Origin of the sequence: Streptomyces sp. V4I23 (genome assembly GCF_030817975.1) — a bacterium.
GTDB lineage: Bacteria > Actinomycetota > Actinomycetes > Streptomycetales > Streptomycetaceae > Streptomyces.
This window is the reverse complement of sequence record NZ_JAUSZW010000004.1, coordinates 3,735,187-3,752,817: the sequence shown is the minus strand read 5'-3', so window position 1 is coordinate 3,752,817 and position 17,631 is coordinate 3,735,187. Positions and strand designations below refer to the sequence as shown.

General features: G+C 72.5%; 16 protein-coding genes. 8 read left to right on the top strand and 8 right to left on the bottom strand.

Features of this window, described 5'->3' with window-relative positions; genetic code table 11:
- Window positions 1-8: 8 nt before the first annotated feature.
- Window positions 9-758 carry an SLATT domain-containing protein gene (locus tag QFZ82_RS19220; RefSeq protein ID WP_307714340.1) on the bottom strand — a complete coding sequence of 250 codons (750 nt, stop codon included), beginning with the start codon at window positions 756-758 and terminating at the stop codon, window positions 9-11.
- Between the two features lie 324 nt (window positions 759-1,082).
- Here QFZ82_RS19220 and QFZ82_RS19215 point away from each other — a divergent pair, with 324 nt between their 5' ends.
- The 7 genes from QFZ82_RS19215 (at window position 1,083) to QFZ82_RS19185 (ending at window position 7,493) form a co-directional block, all read left to right on the top strand.
- Entirely contained in the window at window positions 1,083-1,418 is a 336-nt protein-coding gene (locus tag QFZ82_RS19215; protein ID WP_307714339.1) for a YbaB/EbfC family nucleoid-associated protein, read from the top strand.
- 92 nt (window positions 1,419-1,510) lie between these two features.
- Window positions 1,511-2,110: a recombination mediator RecR gene (gene recR / locus QFZ82_RS19210; protein ID WP_177149652.1), complete on the top strand. Its 600-nt coding sequence runs from the start codon at window positions 1,511-1,513 to the stop codon at window positions 2,108-2,110.
- On the top strand, window positions 2,103-2,762 hold the full coding sequence (locus QFZ82_RS19205; RefSeq protein ID WP_307714338.1) for a DUF5063 domain-containing protein: 660 nt from the start codon (window positions 2,103-2,105) through the stop codon (window positions 2,760-2,762). Before recR ends, QFZ82_RS19205 begins: the two co-directional genes overlap by 8 nt.
- Window positions 2,763-2,999: 237 nt before the next feature.
- Entirely contained in the window at window positions 3,000-4,271 is a 1,272-nt protein-coding gene (locus QFZ82_RS19200; RefSeq protein WP_177149650.1) for an aspartate kinase, read from the top strand.
- Window positions 4,268-5,350, top strand: a complete 1,083-nt coding sequence (locus QFZ82_RS19195; RefSeq protein ID WP_307714337.1) for an aspartate-semialdehyde dehydrogenase — start codon at window positions 4,268-4,270, stop codon at window positions 5,348-5,350. The genes QFZ82_RS19200 and QFZ82_RS19195 overlap by 4 nt, the downstream gene beginning before the upstream one ends.
- A gap of 320 nt (window positions 5,351-5,670) precedes the next feature.
- Window positions 5,671-6,333: a SigE family RNA polymerase sigma factor gene (locus QFZ82_RS19190; RefSeq protein ID WP_307714336.1), complete on the top strand. Its 663-nt coding sequence runs from the start codon at window positions 5,671-5,673 to the stop codon at window positions 6,331-6,333.
- A 71-nt stretch (window positions 6,334-6,404) separates the two neighbouring features.
- Window positions 6,405-7,493 carry a hypothetical protein gene (locus tag QFZ82_RS19185; RefSeq protein ID WP_307714335.1) on the top strand — a complete coding sequence of 363 codons (1,089 nt, stop codon included), beginning with the start codon at window positions 6,405-6,407 and terminating at the stop codon, window positions 7,491-7,493.
- A 178-nt stretch (window positions 7,494-7,671) separates the two neighbouring features.
- Here QFZ82_RS19185 and QFZ82_RS19180 read toward each other — a convergent pair whose 3' ends face one another.
- From QFZ82_RS19180 to QFZ82_RS19170, 3 genes are all read right to left on the bottom strand, one after another.
- Window positions 7,672-8,430 (bottom strand): SURF1 family protein, encoded by a 759-nt coding sequence (locus tag QFZ82_RS19180; protein ID WP_177149647.1) that lies wholly within the window; start codon window positions 8,428-8,430, stop codon window positions 7,672-7,674.
- A 288-nt stretch (window positions 8,431-8,718) separates the two neighbouring features.
- Complete coding sequence (locus QFZ82_RS19175; protein WP_373429302.1) at window positions 8,719-10,548, bottom strand: prolyl oligopeptidase family serine peptidase; 1,830 nt, start codon at window positions 10,546-10,548, stop codon at window positions 8,719-8,721.
- A 241-nt stretch (window positions 10,549-10,789) separates the two neighbouring features.
- Complete coding sequence (locus tag QFZ82_RS19170; protein WP_307714334.1) at window positions 10,790-11,452, bottom strand: hypothetical protein; 663 nt, start codon at window positions 11,450-11,452, stop codon at window positions 10,790-10,792.
- Window positions 11,453-11,716: 264 nt separating this feature from the next.
- On the opposite strand from QFZ82_RS19170, the gene QFZ82_RS19165 reads away from it, so the two are divergent.
- Window positions 11,717-12,772 carry a CdaR family transcriptional regulator gene (locus QFZ82_RS19165; RefSeq protein ID WP_307714333.1) on the top strand — a complete coding sequence of 352 codons (1,056 nt, stop codon included), beginning with the start codon at window positions 11,717-11,719 and terminating at the stop codon, window positions 12,770-12,772.
- 89 nt (window positions 12,773-12,861) lie between these two features.
- On the opposite strand, the gene QFZ82_RS19160 is transcribed toward QFZ82_RS19165, so the two are convergent.
- From QFZ82_RS19160 to modA, 4 genes are all read right to left on the bottom strand, one after another.
- Window positions 12,862-13,560: a 4'-phosphopantetheinyl transferase superfamily protein gene (locus QFZ82_RS19160; RefSeq protein WP_307714332.1), complete on the bottom strand. Its 699-nt coding sequence runs from the start codon at window positions 13,558-13,560 to the stop codon at window positions 12,862-12,864.
- 216 nt (window positions 13,561-13,776) lie between these two features.
- Window positions 13,777-14,352: a TerD family protein gene (locus tag QFZ82_RS19155; RefSeq protein WP_307714331.1), complete on the bottom strand. Its 576-nt coding sequence runs from the start codon at window positions 14,350-14,352 to the stop codon at window positions 13,777-13,779.
- Window positions 14,353-14,603: 251 nt separating this feature from the next.
- Window positions 14,604-16,616: an ABC transporter permease gene (locus QFZ82_RS19150; protein ID WP_307714330.1), complete on the bottom strand. Its 2,013-nt coding sequence runs from the start codon at window positions 16,614-16,616 to the stop codon at window positions 14,604-14,606.
- 100 nt (window positions 16,617-16,716) lie between these two features.
- Complete coding sequence (gene modA, locus QFZ82_RS19145) at window positions 16,717-17,529, bottom strand: molybdate ABC transporter substrate-binding protein (protein ID WP_307714329.1); 813 nt, start codon at window positions 17,527-17,529, stop codon at window positions 16,717-16,719.
- Window positions 17,530-17,631 lie beyond the last annotated feature (102 nt).

The window sequence follows — 17,631 nt, the reverse complement described above, 5'->3', positions numbered from 1 at the left end:
TACGGGCCTCAGCGCGGCGGCTCCGGGGGCCGCTGCCGGGGCATGTTCGGGCGGGTGCCCGGAGGCAGCGGGAAGCGGCCCTGGATCACGCCCGCGGACTGCGGCGGGGGGCCCGCCTCCGGGCGGGCGGGGGACTGGGTCGTCAGCCGCAGCGGCGCCGGGCCCGCGCGGAAGGCGGTCATCCAGTCCGCCGTCTCCGTACGGACCAGTTCCGAGACGTCCTCGGAGAAGCGGCGCAGCACCCCCAGGCAGCGCTCGGCCGCCTCGCTCGCCGTGCCCTCCGTCGGGCCCAGCACCTCCCGCACGCTCTCGGACGCCCAGTCGAACTGCAGCGACTGCAGGCGGTGCTGCACCGCCTGGGCCGTGGCGACGTCGCGCATCCAGCCCGCGGTGAGGCCGAAGTACCGGTCGCAGGCCACGCAGGCCGCGGCGATCAGCAGACAGACGTACCCCCAGGGGGCGGCCCCGGCCACCGCGCCCGTCAGGTCGAGCATCGGCAGGGCCGCGCCGGTGATGGCGCCCAGCGCCGTACCGAGGCGCAGCAGCCGGGCCCACCGGCGCTTGCGGGCTCGGTCCACGAGGTACCACTCGGCCGTCCGCAGGGCGTCGGCCTCCACCCACCGGTAGAGCTCGTCGAGGCGGACCGCGGGCTCCCCCCAGTCGCCGAGCGGGAACGCCCGCCCGGTCAGATCACCCAGCGGCGCGGTGCCGCCCTCCTCCCGGGCCGGCCCCCCGGGCTGCATCTCCGGCTGGCTCACCGGTGCGCTCCTCTACCCTCTACGGCTTCAGCGGCTTCGCTGAAAAGGTGCTCAAAAGGTGCTGACGTTACACCGTGTGACGTACGGTGCGCGCGTTCGTTCTGATGGGCCCGCGAATGCGCACGCCCTTCATACCGCCGAATGGTGGGCCGTGCGCCCCCGATGCCCGTATTTCCGCCCGCACGGGGGCCTTGATCAGGTAGCGGATCCTGGTCGGGGCCCGTGGCTCTCACTCGAAAGAGTTGGTCACCTCCAGGTGGGGCATCGCGCCCGGTGACCACGTAGGCTCGGCCGTATCGAAGCAACGTACGGACAGGAGTGACCGTGATTCCCGGTGGTGGCCAGCCCAACATGCAGCAGTTGCTCCAGCAGGCCCAGAAGATGCAGCAGGATCTCGCCCGGGCGCAGGAGGAGTTGGCGCAGACCGAGGTCGAGGGCCAGGCGGGCGGCGGTCTGGTGAAGGCCACCGTCACAGGCTCCGGCGAGCTGCGCAACCTCGTCATCGACCCGAAGGCCGTCGACCCGGAGGACACCGAGACCCTCGCGGACCTCGTCGTCGCCGCCGTTCAGGCCGCCAACGAGAACGCCCAGCAGCTCCAGCAGGACAAGCTCGGACCGCTCGCGCAGGGCCTCGGCGGCATGCCGGGCCTGCCGTTCTGACCCCGGCTTTTCCCTCCGGTCCCGTCAGGACCTTCTAAGCGTCATATTCACCAACTACCGTAAGCAGCAAGCACGCAAGGAAAGGCGTTCCGTTGTACGAAGGCGTGGTTCAGGACCTCATCGACGAACTGGGCAGGCTGCCCGGCGTCGGTCCCAAGAGCGCGCAGCGGATCGCCTTCCACATCCTCCAGGCGGAGCCGACCGACGTCCGCCGGCTCGCGCACGCGCTGCTGGAGGTGAAGGACAAGGTGCGCTTCTGCGCCGTGTGCGGCAACGTCGCACAGCAGGAGCAGTGCAACATCTGCCGTGACCCCCGCCGCGACCAGGCCGTCATCTGCGTCGTGGAGGAGCCGAAGGACGTCGTCGCGATCGAGCGGACGCGTGAGTTCCGCGGCCGGTACCACGTTCTGGGCGGCGCCATCAGCCCCATCGAGGGTGTGGGCCCGGACGACCTGCGCATTCGCGAGCTGCTGGCCCGTCTCGCGGACGGCACGGTCACCGAGCTGATCCTGGCCACGGACCCCAATCTCGAGGGCGAGGCGACGGCCACCTATCTCGCACGCATGGTGAAGCCGATGGGACTCAAGGTCACGCGGCTGGCCAGCGGCCTCCCGGTGGGGGGAGACTTGGAATACGCCGACGAGGTCACGCTCGGGCGTGCCTTCGAGGGGAGACGACTGCTCGATGTCTGACGCCATGCTGCACGCCGTAGGTCAGGACCCGGACGACTTCGCGGTCCAGATCGCCGACTCGATCGAATCCTTCATCGTGGCGACGACCGAGGTCGCGAAGGGCGACGAGCCGGACAGCGCGGTCCCGTTCCTGCTGCTGGAGGTGTCCCAGCTGCTGCTGACCGGAGGCCGCCTGGGCGCGCACGAGGACATCCTCCCGGACGAGCGGTACGAGCCGGACACCGGTCCCGACCAGGACGTCGACGAGTTGCGCGAGCGCTTCGCCGTGCTCCTCGACCCGGTGGACGTCTTCTCCGAGGTCTTCGACCCGTACGAGCCCCGCAAGGCCCCGGTGCCCTCGCGGATCTCCGACAGCCTCGCGGACATCGTCACCGACCTGCGCCACGGCCTCGCCCACTACCGCGCCGGCCGCACCACGGAGGCGCTGTGGTGGTGGCAGTTCTCGTACTTCTCCAACTGGGGCCCGACCGCTTCCGCCACCCTGCGCGCCCTCCAGTCCCTCGTGGCCCACGTCCGCCTGGACCAGCCGCTGGCCGAGCTGGACGGCCTGGACACCGACGAGGACCTCGCCGAGGAGCTGCTGGCCGAAGAGGCCGGCAAGGTGATGGTCGAGGAGATCGCCGCCCCGCTGGGGCTGCGCCGGGCGCGCTGACGTCCGGCGGGCTCCTCGCTCGTGCCGCCCGGCTGTGAAGCGGGCCACATCCCGCGTACGCCGCCGTCCCCGGGGCAGCAGCCATCCGAGCGGCCGCGAACGTCCCTGGCCCCTTCCTGGATGATCACCTAGTGAGCGGGACATCTCACCATGTGACATCACAGGGGCGTATCGCGGCCGCTCGATAGACTGAGCCGACCGCAGTAGTGACTGCAGAAGACTGAGCGAGGAGCGCACGTGGGCCTTGTCGTGCAGAAGTACGGAGGCTCCTCCGTTGCCGATGCCGAAGGCATCAAGCGGGTCGCCAAGCGAATCGTCGATGCCAAGAAGGACGGCCACCAGGTGGTCGTCGTGGTGTCGGCGATGGGTGACACGACGGACGAGCTGATCGATCTCGCCGAGCAGGTATCTCCGATCCCTGCCGGGCGTGAGTTCGACATGCTGCTGACCGCAGGAGAGCGGATCTCCATGGCCCTGCTGGCCATGGCGATCAAAAACCTGGGCCACGAGGCCCAGTCGTTCACCGGCAGCCAGGCAGGCGTCATCACCGACTCGGTCCACAACAAAGCGCGCATCATCGATGTGACGCCGGGCCGGATCCGCACGGCGCTCGACGAGGGCAACATCGCCATCGTCGCCGGCTTCCAGGGTGTGTCCCAGGACAAGAAGGACATCACCACGCTGGGGCGTGGCGGGTCCGACACCACGGCGGTGGCGCTGGCCGCCGCGCTGGACGCCGAGGTCTGCGAGATCTACACCGACGTCGACGGCGTCTTCACCGCCGACCCGCGGGTCGTGAAGAAGGCCCGGAAGATCGACTGGATCTCCTCCGAGGACATGCTGGAGCTCGCCGCCTCCGGCTCCAAGGTGCTGCTGCACCGGTGCGTCGAGTACGCACGCCGTTACAACATCCCGATCCACGTGCGCTCGTCCTTCTCCGGGCTGCGCGGCACCTGGGTCAGCAACGAACCGCAAGGGGATCAGAAGGTGGAGCACGCCATCATCTCCGGAGTCGCCCACGACGTCTCCGAGGCCAAGGTCACCGTCGTCGGCGTCCCGGACAAGCCGGGCGAGGCCGCGGCCATCTTCCGTGCCATCGCCGATGCCGAGATCAACATCGACATGGTCGTGCAGAACGTCTCGGCGGCCACCACGGCGCTGACGGACATCTCCTTCACCCTGCCGAAGACCGACGGCGCGAAGGCCATGGCCGCGCTGGAGAAGCAGAAGTCGGCGATCGGCTTCGACTCCCTGCGCTACGACGACCAGATCGGCAAGATCTCCCTGGTCGGCGCCGGTATGAAGACGAACCCCGGTGTGACCGCGTCCTTCTTCGAGGCGCTGTCCGACGCGGGCGTGAACATCGAGCTGATCTCGACCTCCGAGATCCGCATCTCGGTGGTCACCCGCGCCGACGACGTCAACGAGGCCGTGCGCGCCGTGCACACCGCCTTCGGGCTCGACTCCGACTCCGACGAGGCGGTCGTCTACGGAGGCACCGGGCGATGAAGCCCAAACCGGCGCTCGCGGTCGTGGGAGCGACCGGAGCCGTCGGTGCGGTGATGCTCCGGATCCTGTCGCAGCACGCCGACATCTGGGGCGAGATCCGACTCGCCGCCTCTGGGGGTCCCTCCAGCCCCCCAGGGGCCAGGGGGAGCTCGGCCGGCCGCAAGCTGGCCGTGCGCGGGGAGGAGTGCGAGGTCGTGCCGCTCGGCGAGGAGGTCTTCGACGGCATCGACGTCGCGGTGTTCCTCGTACCGGGCGAGGTGTCCGAGCGGTGGGCGCCGGTCGCCGTCGCCAAGGGCGCGGTGGTCGTGGACAACTCCCCGGCCTTCCGGATGGACCCGGACGTCCCGCTCGTCGTGCCCGAGGTCAATCCGCACTGCGTACGGGTGCGGCCGCGCGGCATCGTCGCCAGCCCCCACGACACCACGCTGACGCTGGCGCCCGCGGTGGGGGCGCTGCACGCCGAGTTCGGCCTGCGGGAACTGGTCGTGTCCTCGTACCAGGCCGCAAGCGGCGCCGGGCGGGACGCGGTGGACGCCCTGCGCGCCCAGCTGTCCCTGGTGGCCGGCACGGAGCTGGGCACGGGGCCCGGCGACGTACGCCGTGCGGTGGGCGACGACGGCCTCGGCCCGCTGCCCGCGCCGCTCGCGCTGAACGTCGTGCCCTGGACCGGTGAGCCGCGCGAGGGCGGCTGGTCGTCCGAGGAACTGGGGCTGCGCGCCGAGACCCGCAAGATCCTGGACCTGCCGTCGCTGAAGGTCGCGGCGACATTCGTCCGTGTACCCGTGCTGACCACGCACTCCCTGGTGGTGCACGCGCGCTTCGAGAACGAGGTCACGGTGGACCGGGCGCACGAGATCCTGGCGACCTCGCCGGGCGTCGTGCTCTACGACGACCCTCACGCGGGCGACTTCCCGACGCCCGCGGACGTGGTGGGCACCGATCCGACGTGGGTGGGGCGGGTGCGCCGGGCACCCGACGACCCGTCCGCGCTGGAGTTCTTCGTGTGCGGCGACAACCTGCGCAAGGGAGCCGCGCTGAACTCCGCGCAGATCGCGGAGACGGTGGCCGCCGAGCTCTGAGCCCGAGGGCCGGGGGACCGGCCGCAGACGACCGAACCGATAATGGGAACGGATTGTCCGTGCGGCTTTGTAGGATGTCCATGCCCTGTGAACTTTCAAGGTCTGTACCACTTGAGCTGGGGCGTGAGCCTGTTCGATCATTCGCTTCCCTCCTTGCTGCAACCGGCAGTTGGGGGGAAGCGTCTTTGCGGTCGCCTCGGAACGGTGCCGTAAAAATGGGGCATTGGGGATGAGCGAGTGCGCATGAGGGCATTTGTTTCACCGCCAAAAGCGGTGGCGTACGCGTACAACCCTGACGGGGGGAAGCGTGTCCAACAGGCGTGGCAGAGGTTCTCGACATCGCAGGGGTGGTCCCGGTCCGCGGCGCTTCGGTGCGCCCGCTCCGCAGACCCCGTCCGGCCGGCGGCATGCCGGTGATCGCACCCATGCCCGCACCGCGGACCACGCGGATCCCGGCTCCGCGGCAGGGCGCTGACGACACCATGGCCGCCGGCACGACCGTCGATCACCTCACCGAGACCTACCGCGCCCACTACCGGTCGTTGCTGGGTCTCGCCGCCCTGCTCCTGGACGACACCGCGTCCTGCGAGGACGTGGTCCAGGAGGCGTTCATCCGGGTCCACTCCGCGCGCTCGCGCGTACGGGACCCCGAGAAGACCCTCGCCTACCTGCGCCAGACCGTCGTCAACCTCTCCCGCTCCGCGCTGCGCCGCCGCATCCTCGGTCTGAAGCTGCTCTCCAAGCCGATGCCCGACATGGCGAGCGCGGAGGAGGGCGCGTACGACCAGCTGGAGCGGGACGCGCTGATCAAGGCGATGCGGGGGCTGCAGCGGCGCCAGCGCGAGGTGCTGGTCCTGCGGTACTTCGCCGACATGACCGAGGCGCAGGTGGCCGAGACGCTGGGGGTCTCCCTCGGCTCGGTGAAGGCGTACGGCTCCCGGGGCATCGCGGCACTGCGCGTCGCCATGGAGGCCACGGCATGAGCACGCACGGCGACAGGTTTGAGCAGTACGGGCCGGACGGGCCGTTTGACGACCGGACTGGGAACGGAAAAGTGAGCAACAGGCCGGAGAACGAACTGGGCGGCCTTGGCACGGGTCCCGACGAGGACCTGTTCGCGGGCCTCGGAGAGGGACCGGGTGCGGGACTGGGCGGGGACGAGGAAGCCCTGCGCAGAATGCTGCACGGCGTCGTCGAGGACCTCGAGCCCTCCGAAGGCGCGCTCGACCATCTGCGCCGGGCGGTCCCGGCGCGGCGCGCCCGCAAGCGCCAGGCGCTCGTCGGGGCCGCGGCGGCGGTGCTGCTGATCGGCACCGCGGTGCCCGCCTTCGTCCACGTCGCGAACTCCGGCGGCGTGGACCAGGCCAACCCGGTCAATGCCGGGCACGGCGAGCAGGCCCAGGGCGGCACGGGCAACGAGCCGGGCGCGACCGGCGGGGACAAGGACCCACTGGCCCCCTCGAAGGGCGCCGGCCAGGACCCCGAGGTCAAGGACCCCACCAGCGCGGCACCGGGCGAGCAGCCGGGCGGGGGCGCGGGCGACGGCGCCTCGGGCGAACCGGTCCCGCCGGGCAGCGCGGGCGACACCGTGCCGGTGTGCGGCGGCGCCGACCTCGGGGTCCTCTCGGCGGAGACGAATCCGCCGGACCCCGACGGCAAGGTCTACGGCACCTTCCGCGTCGCCAATGTCTCCGCGTCGGACTGCACGGTCGGCGGAGGCGGGGCCGTCGTCTTCCAGACCGCGGGCGCGGCCGACCAGGCCCGCATCAATGTGGTCGCGCACACCTCGGGCGACGCGGCGGGCGGCCTGCCCGATCCGTCGGCGGAGCAGGCGTCGCTGCTGCTGAAGCCGTCGTCCGCCTACGAGGTGAAGTTCGCCTGGGTGCCGTCCGACACCTGCCCCAGCACCGCCTCGCCCGACCCGTCGCCCACGGACGGCGGATCGGCGGGCACGGGCACGAGCGAGGGCACCTCGGCGGAGAACAACACCGAGACCCAGCTGGCCTCCGAGGACGGAGCCACGCAGGACGGCAGCGTGACGGTCACCCACATCGCGGAGGCGGGCTCCCCGAACGCCCAGGCGACGATCACCAACGCCTGCGCCGGCACGATCTACCGCACGGGCCTGCTCCCGGGCCAGTGACCGTCCGCGCGGCGCGCGGCCCCGATGCTGTGAGCGGCCGCGCCGGTGATGCGGGGCGCGCCCAACCTCGGGCCGTGGGCGAGCCCAATCCTGGGGTCACGCAGTAGCCGTGCCTCAGGGCGCCAGGGCGCCAGGGCGCCAGGGTGCCTGGGCGCCGCCGGCTGTGGCCGGACCCGGGCTAGGACATCTCGGGCGTCAGCCCGAGTTCGCGGTCGCGTGCCGCCTCCGCCTCACGGCGGACCAGGCGGAACCACATGAACAGCACGAAGCCCGCGAACACGAACCACTCGCCGGTGTAGCCCAGGTTCTGGAACGCCTTCAGGTCCAGGCCGCTGTTCTGCGGGGCGGACGCCGGCACCGCCGTCAGGCCGCTGTCCGCCTTCGTCAGCGTGACCCACGCGTCGTACACGTCGTCCGGCACCAGGTTCACCAGCGACGCCGCGCTGATCATGCCGAGCTGGCCGCGCGGCAGGCCACCGGCCGCATGCACCCCGTCCGTGCCCACGGTCTCGGACGCCTGCAGCGCGCCCGTCACCGTCACCACGCCGGAAGGAGCCGCCGGCGCGCGCTCACCCTCGGCCAGCCAGCCGCGGACCACCGGCAGCGTTTTGCCGCTCTCCGTCCGCAGCAGCGTCAGCACGTAGGCGCCTCGCCTGCCGTCCAGCTCACGGTCCGGAACGAGGAACTGCTCCCCGTACCGGCCCGTCGCCGTCGCCTGCCGTCCCGACGTCTCCTTGTCGACGGGCAGCAGCTCGTCGAGGGGGGCCGCCGCGAGCCTCTCCTGTTGACCGGGCCGCCGCTCGGCCTCCCGGTGGCTGTCGACGCGGTCCTCGAACCTGCCCAGCTGCCAGGAGCCCATGAAGACGCAGAAGGGGATCGCCAGCAGGACGAAGACGTTGATCCCCCACCAGCGGGGCGTCAGCAGGAATCGGTACACGCCTCCACGGTACGGAATGTGCCCGCGCTCTCTCGTCCCGGGGCCGGACCTCGGGCCGTCCGCCGGTCCACCGCGGCCTGCCGTCGACCGCCCCCGTGGCCCACCGCCACCGGCCTGCTGTCCGCCCGACCTGCCGTCACCGGTCCTGACGTGGTCCAGCGTCCACCGGCCTGCTGTCCGCCCGACCTGCCGTCACCGGTCCTGACGTGGTCCAGCGTCCGCCGGCCTGCCCTGGCCCAGCCTCCGGACGGCCTGCCCTGGCCCGGCGTCCGGACCGCCTGCCGTGGCCTACCGTCCGTCGGCCTGCGCCTCACCCCCGTTCAGGTGCCGGTCCGCGAAGGCGATCTCCAGGCGCACCTGCTTGATGCGTTCCTCCACCACGAGCGAGCCGTGCCCCGCGTCGTACCGGTACACCTCGTGGACCGCGCCGCGGGCCGCGAGGCGGTCCACGTAGTTCTCCACCTGGCGGATCGGGCAGCGCGGATCGTTGACCCCCGCCGAGATGTAGACCGGTGCGCGGACCGCGTCGACGTACGTCAGCGGGGACGACACCTCGAAACGCTCCGGCACCTCCTCCGGGGTGCCGCCCAGGAGTGTGCGGTCCATGGCCTTCAGGGCCTCCATCTCGTCGTGGTAGGCCGTGACGTAGTCCGCGACCGGCACCGCGGCCAGACCGACGGCCCAGGCGTCCGGCTGGGTGCCGAGCCCGAGCAGCGTCAGATAGCCGCCCCACGATCCGCCCGCGAGCACGAGCTTGTCCGGGTCGGCGAGACCCGAGGAGACCGCCCACTCGCGGACCGCCGCGATGTCCTCCAGCTCGATCAGCCCCACACGGTGCTTGAGCGCGTCCGTCCACTCCCTCCCGTAGCCGGTCGAGCCGCGGTAGTTGACGCGGACCACCGCGTACCCGTGGTCGATCCAGGCCGCCGGGCCCGCGGCGAAGGAGTCGCTGTCGTGCCAGGTCGGGCCGCCGTGGATCTCGAAGACCGTCGGCAGCGGGCCGCTCGCGCCGGCCGGCTTCTGGACCAGGGCGTGGATGCGGCCGCCGGGGCCCTCCACCCAGGCGTCCTCGACAGGGACCGAGGACGGCGCCTTCATCCCCGGCGGGTCGAGCACCACACCACCCTTCGTCGAGCGGACCTGCGGCGCCCGGGCGGCGGACGACCACAGGTATTCGACGGTGCGGTCGGGGCGGGCGGTGGCGCCCGAGACCGAACCGGCGGGCGTCTCGATCCGCGTCAGCTCGTGCGCGGCGAGGTCGTAGCGCCACAGCTCGCCGCGCGCCTCGAAGTCGTGCGCGACGAGAAGGGCCGAGCCGTCCGGGTACCATTCGGCGTTCACATCGCCCGGGAGGTCGATCGCGAGGCCGGTCTGCTCACCGGTCATCACGTCCCAGATCATCGGCTCCCAGCGTCCCCGCCGCTGGTGACCGACGAGCAGCCGGGTGTCGCCGTCGACCGGTGCGAAGCCGAGCACCTCGAGACCGAGCTCCGCCGTGCCGTTCTCGGTGTCGTCGAGCTCCGCCACCACTTCGCCGTCCAGCTTCAGCACCCGCAGCGCGGAGTGCATCGCGTCCCCGTGCTCGGTGTGCTCGATGGCGAGGAGCGTCCCGTCGTGGGAGAGGTCGCCGACGCCCGCCGACTCCCGGTGCCGGTAGATCTCCACGGGCTCCGTGCCCGGCTGCACGACGTGGACGGTCGAGCCGTCCTCGTCCGTCGAGCGGCCGATCACGGCGGTGCCGTCGCGGCCTATGGCGAGTCCGGCCGGATAGGAGGGCTCAAGGCCGGGCGCGGCGGGCACGTCCTCCCCGCCGCCGAACGGCTGCCGCATCCAGACCCCGAACTCGTCGCCGTCGGTGTCCGAGAACCACCAGACGGCCTCGCCGTCCGGCGTGAGCACGCCGTCGGTGGTGCCGTTCGGCCGGTCGGTGACCTGCCGCTGAGTGCCCGTGGCGCGGTCCCAGGCGTACAGCTCGTACGTCCCCGTCGCGTTGGAGACGAAAAGGGAGCGGTCGGGGGCGTCCTCGGCCCAGTCGGGGAGAGAGACACGGGGCGCCCGAAAGCGCTTCTCCCAGTCGGGCATGCCGGGCATGTCGGGTGTGCTGAGTGCGTCGTCCATGCCCCCATCAAACCGGAAACCGCGGACACTCTCCTCAGCCTGTGGACAACTTCTGTGCGTACCTGACAATCAAGCCGCGATCCCGAGGGCATCACCCTCGCCGCCCACCCGGAAGCTCCCCGCCCGGCTGGTGTCACGCCGCTGCCGAAGGGGCAGCCGCCGCGCCCGGGTTCACTCCGGGCCGACCGGCGGCGCGGCGTGGCGGCTGCGGGCCGCCCCACCGTTCCGGGCAGGGAGTGGCTCAGGCCGCGGTCGAGCGGCCGATGCCGGGCCGTTCGCCGAACGGCACGTACGGGGTGACCCAGAAGAACTCGCCCGCCTCGTCGTACGCGTAGAGCAGCCCGGTCGCGCCCAGGGTCAGCGGCTCCTCGACGGTGCCGGTCTCCTTCCCGTTCCGGGGGCCGAGCTGTCTGACCTGTACGACGGCGGTGGAGCCGTCACGAGCGGTGACCTCCGCCTGGCCGATGCGCGTGTCCACCCGTCCGGTGCGGACGGTGCACGTCATGCCGACGAAGTCCTGCCGGGACGGCCCGGGTTCGTCGGGGAAGAGCTTCGCCAGCACCCGGACCAGCCGTCGCGTGACGGCCCAGGCGACCAGCGCGGCGGCGGCGAGGACCGCGCAGGCGAGGGCGGCGTACGGGACGCCGGTCAGGCCGGAGCGGCGCAGCGGCACCGAGCCGGCGAGGCTGGTGAACCAGGCGACAGCGACCAGCAGGGACACGACGACGGCGACCGGCACGCCGCGGAGCCCGGCGACGCCGCCCGGGAGCTCCACGTCGGAGTCGAACATGTCGTGACCGGCGGCTCGGCACAGCACCAGCACCCAGAAGGCGACGACCACGACGAGAGCGGCGCTGAAGAACACGGTGGGAAAGGCGACCGCGGCCGCGACGAACTCGTTCACCGGCGCGACCCCGTTCCCCCGTTGCCGATTCACAGCATCCGGCGCATCCCTAGGCTCCGGCGCGACCCCATGGTGACAGCCTCGCGAGCTTGCTCGCATTTCCGGATTCCGGCAGTCTTGACGCGTTCTTGATGCCGGGCCGCCGGAGGCGAGCCCTCCGCCGTACGCGCAGGAGCGGCGCGTGCGGTACGGCGTGGGGAGAAGGGCCGCAGCTGGGAGCAGAAGCGGCCGTGGGCGGGACAACGTCGAGTGGGGGGAGCCGACTTGGGTACGACGGAGACACCGGAGGCGTACGTCGCCGGGTACGCCGAGATTCTTGCGGAGGTCGGCCGGACCGGGCGCCGGCTCACCCGCGACGAACTCGACGGACGGCGCGCCCTCGGTGAACAGGCCGCGGAGGCGGGGCATGGTCTGCGACCGCTGGTCATCCAGTACTTGGCGAAGACGCGCACCGCCTGGCCCGCGACCACGTCGCCCGAAAGCGTGCTGGCCGCGGTCGAGCAGGCGGTCGACGCGTTCGCGGGCGGGTATGAGCGGGCGCAGCGGCTGGCCGTGCGCAAAGAGGAGGCGGCCCGGCGGGAGTTCGTCGACGACCTGCTGTACGGGCGCAGCGACCCGGGCCGGCTGGCGCAGCGTGCCGAGCGGTTCGGGCTGCGGCTCGCCCATGCGCACGCGGTCGGCGTCGCCGAGGCTCCCGAGGCCTATGACGACACGCACCCGGTGACCCGCACGGTCGAGGCGGCGCTCCTCAGCCGCTTCGGAGACCGCCGGATCCTGCTGACCACCAAGGAGGGCCGGCTGATCTGCGTCGTCCCCGCCGACCAGGAGGAGGTCGTGCGGTACTTCGCCAAGCAGGCGTACGCGGCGACCGGCGGCGGCCGGGCGGCGATCGGCCGCCCCCACCAAGGGGCGGGCGGTGTCGTCCGCTCGTACGAGGAGGCCCTGAACGCCCTCGACCTCGCCGACCGCATCGGACTCGACGAGCCTGTACTGCACGCCGCCGACCTGCTGGTCTTCCCCGTACTCGCGCGCGACCGGGAGGCGATGGCCGACCTCGTGCGGAGCGCCCTGGGGCCGTTGCAGCAGGCCAGGGGAGGAGCGCAGCCTCTGCTGGACACGCTGCACGCCTACTTCGACGCCGGATGTGTGGCGGCGCAGGCCGCCCGGCGGCTGAACCTGAGCGTCCGCGCGCTCACGTACCGGCTGGAGCGCATCCACCGGCTGACCGGCTCCGACCCCACGGACCCGGTGCACCGGTACACGTTGCAGACGGCGGCGATCGGCGCGCGCCTGCTGGACTGGCCGTCGAAGGACCTCTGAGCACGCCCCTCGATCGAGGTTCGCATCGGGCCTCGGAGTCCTGCGGGCGGTCCGGCGGCCGGGCGGCCCGGACGCGCCGCTGCCCGGCCCTAGAGTGTTCCCGGACGGCGCACGGCGGCTGCCGCCGCATAGCCCGGGTCGGCGGGCAGGTCGGCGATCAGCCAGAGGTCCTGGGCGGCCGGTCGGGCACCGCTGCCCACGTAGGCGAGCGCCACGTCCTCGTTCAGGCCGACGCCCATCGCTTTGAGCATCGCCTCCTTGCGCGTCCAGCAGCGGGCGAACGCGGTGGTCCGGTCCCCCGCGGGAAGCGCTGCCAGCTCCGCACGCTCATGGGGGTGCAGCTGGGTCGCGACGTCCTCGGCGGTCCCGGCCGACGGCAGGATCTCGACATCGATGCCCACGGGGACGGAGGCGAGCGCGATCATCACCATGCCGCTGGTGTGCGACAAGGAGAAGTGGACGGCCCTGCCCGGGACATAGGGACGGCCGTGCGGCCCGCCGCAGTGCGCGCACGGCTCCCGCACGATCGACACGTCCTGAGGCGCCTGCCCCAACCGCTGTCCGAGCAGCCGACGCAGCGTCACGTGCGCGACGGCGAAGGCGTCCCGGTCCTCAGGGCGCCGGAACACCGCGAGGCGCGCGGCCTCCTCGGCGTCCAGCATGTGCGCGAGTGCCGCGGCATCCTGCGCGTGCTCGGGCACCCGGCCGGACCACACCAAGTCCAGCCCGGGCAACGGCTGCGCTATGTCCCCGGCCATCACGTCCTCCGCATCGGTCGCACGGTGCACCGGCTGTGACCGTACTCCACCGAGCGCCGCACCCCCTACGTCTGGGCCCGGAGCGCACCGCGCCGGCCTCGACGCGTGCGCGCACAGCGCTCCGTGCACCGCTGCGGCCGCGTACGCCGTCCCGGCGCGGGTGCGGCCCGTGGCGCGGGCCGCACTCCGAACGCCGGAGCAGGGACTACTCAGGACGATTAAGGAAGGATCGGAGCCCGGCAGGGCTCAGATGCTGACGCCGAAGTCCTGCGCGATGCCCCGCAGTCCGGAGGCGTACCCCTGGCCGACGGCGCGGAACTTCCACTCCGCGCCGTTGCGGTACAGCTCGCCGAAGACCATCGCGGTCTCCGTGGACGCGTCCTCGCTCAGGTCGTAGCGCGCCAGCTCGGCACCGCCCGCCTGGTTGACGACGCGGATGAAGGCGTTGCGCACCTGGCCGAAGGACTGGCCGCGGCTCTCGCCCTCGTGGATCGAGACCGGGAACACGATCTTGTCGACCTCGGCGGCCACGCCCGCCAGATCGACCTTGATCTGCTCGTCGTCGCCCTCGCCCTGACCCGTGAGGTTGTCACCGGTGTGCTCGACGGAGCCGTCGGGGCTCTTGAGGTTGTTGAAGAAGACGAAGTGCTGGTCGGTCAGGACCTTGCCGTTCGCATCGACCAGCAGGGCGCTGGCGTCGAGGTCGAAGTCGGTCCCGGTGGTGGTGCGGACGTCCCAGCCGAGACCCACGATGACCGCGGTCAGGCCCGGGGCCTCCTTGGTGAGCGAGACGTTGCCGCCCTTGGAAAGGCTGACACCCATGGAAATCCCCTGCGCAATCCGGCGCGGGCCGCGCCTCTTGACGATTTCTTTGCCCGACCGAGCCAACGAGCGGGCCCCCGAGCCGGTTCCCTTCCTCCGCAGAGGAACCCGCTCGGGTGACCCCGGGTCGCTGCGTTGACGGCCGCGCGCCTACGGGCAGGCCCGGCGGTCACACCGTCGCGCGCCTGCAGGCAGGCCCGGCGGTGACGCCTCGCGCGCCTGCGGAGAGGGTCCCTTCCCGGCTTCGGCGATCAGCGCGGCACGGTGGTCACTTCCGTCGCCTTGACGCTCGTCCACACGGACACCCCGTCCGCGATGCCCAGTTCGGCGGCGGCCTGCGGGGTGATCTCGGCGACCAGGTCGGGCACCCGGTCCGAGACGATCAGAACGCGCAGCCGGCTGCCGGAGACGGTGATCTCGCGCACGGTGCCCGGCCAGACGTTCCGCGGGCTGCCCTCCGGCCTGTCCCGGTGCAGGGATACGGCCTCCGGCGCGATGACCGCCAGCGCCTCGGTGCCGGCCGGAAGCGGTTCGGCGGCCACCAGCGTGCCGCCCCCGGCCAGGTCGAGCCCGTGGGCCGAGGCCGTGCCGGGCCACGCGTTGCGCCCCAGCATGCGGGCCACCCAAGGCGAGCGCGGGTGCCGGGTGACCTCGGCGGGCGGCGCGTCCTGGAGGGCGCGGCCGCCGTCGAGCACGAGCACCCTGTCGGCGAGCGAGACGGCCTCCACGGGGTCGTGCGTGACGATCAGGCAGACGCCGCCGAATCCGTCGAGGTGCGTGCGCAGCGTGTGGCGCACACGGGCCCGGGCGGTCTGGTCGAGCGCGGCGAGCGGTTCGTCGAGGAGCAGCAGCCGGGGCCGCGCGGCCAGCGCACGGGCCAGCGCGACGCGCTGGGCCTGTCCGCCCGAGAGCTGCGCGGGCCTGCGGTGGGCGAGGTGCCCGACGCCGAGCCGGTCCAGCCACTGCTGGGCGCTGCGCCGCGCCTCGGCGCGGCGCACACCCTGGGCGCGCAGCCCGTAGGCGGTGTTGGCGAGCGCGTTCAGATGCGGGAACAGCGCGCCGTCCTGCGGCACCCAGGCGACACCGCGCCGGTGCGGGGGCAGCCGGGAGACGTCCTTGTCGCCGAGGCGCAGCGCGGCGTGCGAGCGGACGGTGAGGCCGAGGAGGGCGCGCAACAGGGTGGTTTTTCCGGCGCCGTTGGGGCCGACGACGGCGATGGTGGTGCCGGGTTCGGCGTCCAGGGTGAGCCGGTTGAAGCCCGTGACGTCGGCGTGCAGCGCCCAGCCGTCCTGCGGAACCAGGAGGTCCGGCTCGCCTTCGCCGGGCGCCGGAGCCTTTGGACCCGCTCCCTCCGCGCCGTGTGCGACAGGCGCGGGGGGCCGGTCGCCGCCGAGCGGGGTTCCCGCCCACCTGCCCCGCAGGGCCACGAGGACCACCATGGCGATGGCCAGCAGCAGGAGTGACACGGACGTCGCCGCGTCCGGCTGTTCCTGGAGCAGCAGGTAGACCTGGAGCGGGAGGGTCTGCGTGGTCCCGGGCAGGTTCCCCGCGAAGGTGATCGTCGCGCCGAACTCGCCCAGTGCACGGGCCCAGGTGAGGGCGCCGCCGGCGACCAGCCCCGGCATCACCATCGGCAGCGTGACCGTGAAGAACACCCGTACCGGCGAGGCCCCCAGGGACGCGGCGGTCTCCTCGTAACGGGGCCGCAGACCGCCGAGCGCCCCTTCGAGGCTGATCACCAGGAACGGCATGGCGACGAACGTCGCCGCGAGCACCGCGCCCGAGGTGTGGAACGGCAGGGTGATGCCGAACGTGTCCTCCAGCCAGGGCCCGAGCAGGCCACGCCGTCCGAAGGCCAGCAGCAGGGCGACGCCGCCGACGGTCGGCGGCAGCACCATCGGGAGCAGAACCAGCGAGCGCACGAGAACCTTGCCGGGGAAGTCCACCCGGGCCAGCAGCCAGGCCAGTGGCACCCCCAGGACGAGCGACAGGCCGAGCGCCCAGAACGAGACCACCAGCGAGAGGCGCAGCGCCTCCGTGGTTCCGGGACTGGTCAGGTGACTGCCGAGCCTGCCCCACTCCGTACGGGCGAGTACGCCGACGAGCGGCAGCAGCAGAAGGGCGACGGCGAGCAGCGCGGGAACGGCGAGTGCGACCGGCGCGCCTGCCCGTGGGGCACGGCCACCCGGCACGTCGGGACTGTCGCGGCCTTCCGCCTCGACCGAAGTCCGGGGGCTGTGGCTGGGGCTCAGGGGGCGTTTCATCGGAGATCCCTCGGTTCGCTGTGCGGACATACGGCGACCGGTGGCCGTCCCGCGTCCGTCACCGAACCCGGTACGACGGCCGGATGCCCACCCGCGTTCCTCACGGCTGCTGGAACCCGGCGTCCCGGAAGAGCTTCTGCGCCTCGGCGGTGGCGAGCCACCGTACGAACGCGTCGGCCGCCTCCGCGTGCCGGGAGGTCTTCAGGGCGGCGGCCGGGTACTGCGCGATCGCGTTCTGCGCGTCCGGGATCTCGACCGAGTCGACCTTGTCGGTGGCGGTCGCGGCGTCCGTCTTGTAGACGAGGCCCGCGTCCGCCTCGCCCAGCTCGACCTTGCCGAGGACGGCGCGGACGCTGGGCTCCTCCGAGACGGGTCGCACGGTCACGCCCTGGGCGTCGAGGATCTGCCGGCTGTACCGGCCGACCGGGACCTCGGGGGAGGCGAGGACCACCTTGACCGCCGGGCCCGCGAGGTCCTTCAACGCGGCGAGCTTCTCCGGGTTGCCCTCCGCGGTGGCGATGACCAGCCGGTTCCTGGCGACGACCACGGGTTCGCCCGTCTCGTCCCTCAGCCCGTCCATGGTCCTGGTGTCGGCGGTGACCAGGACGTCGGCGGGTGCGCCCTGCCGCACCTGGGCAGCGAGCTCCTGGGACCCGGCGAAGGAGAAGGTGATCTCCGTGCCCGGACGGGTCTTCTCGTACGCGGCGCCGGCCTTCTCGAAGACGTCGGTGAGCGAGGACGCGGCGAGCACAGTGAGGTCGACGTCCTGCGCGTGCGAACCGGACCCGGAACCGGTCGCGCCCCGGTCCTGCTGGTCGCCGCCGCCACCGCAGGCGGCGAGCGGGCAGGTCAGGACGACGGCCGCGACGGCGGCAGCGGCACGGCGCCGAGTGGGACGGAAGGCCAGGGACATGGCAGGGACTCCTTGCGGGGAGGCGGTAGGCGGTGGCCGCCCGGGCGGATGGTCGAAAGCCGCGCCGGTGACGGGCGACGCCGCTGGTCGGCGATCCGCGGC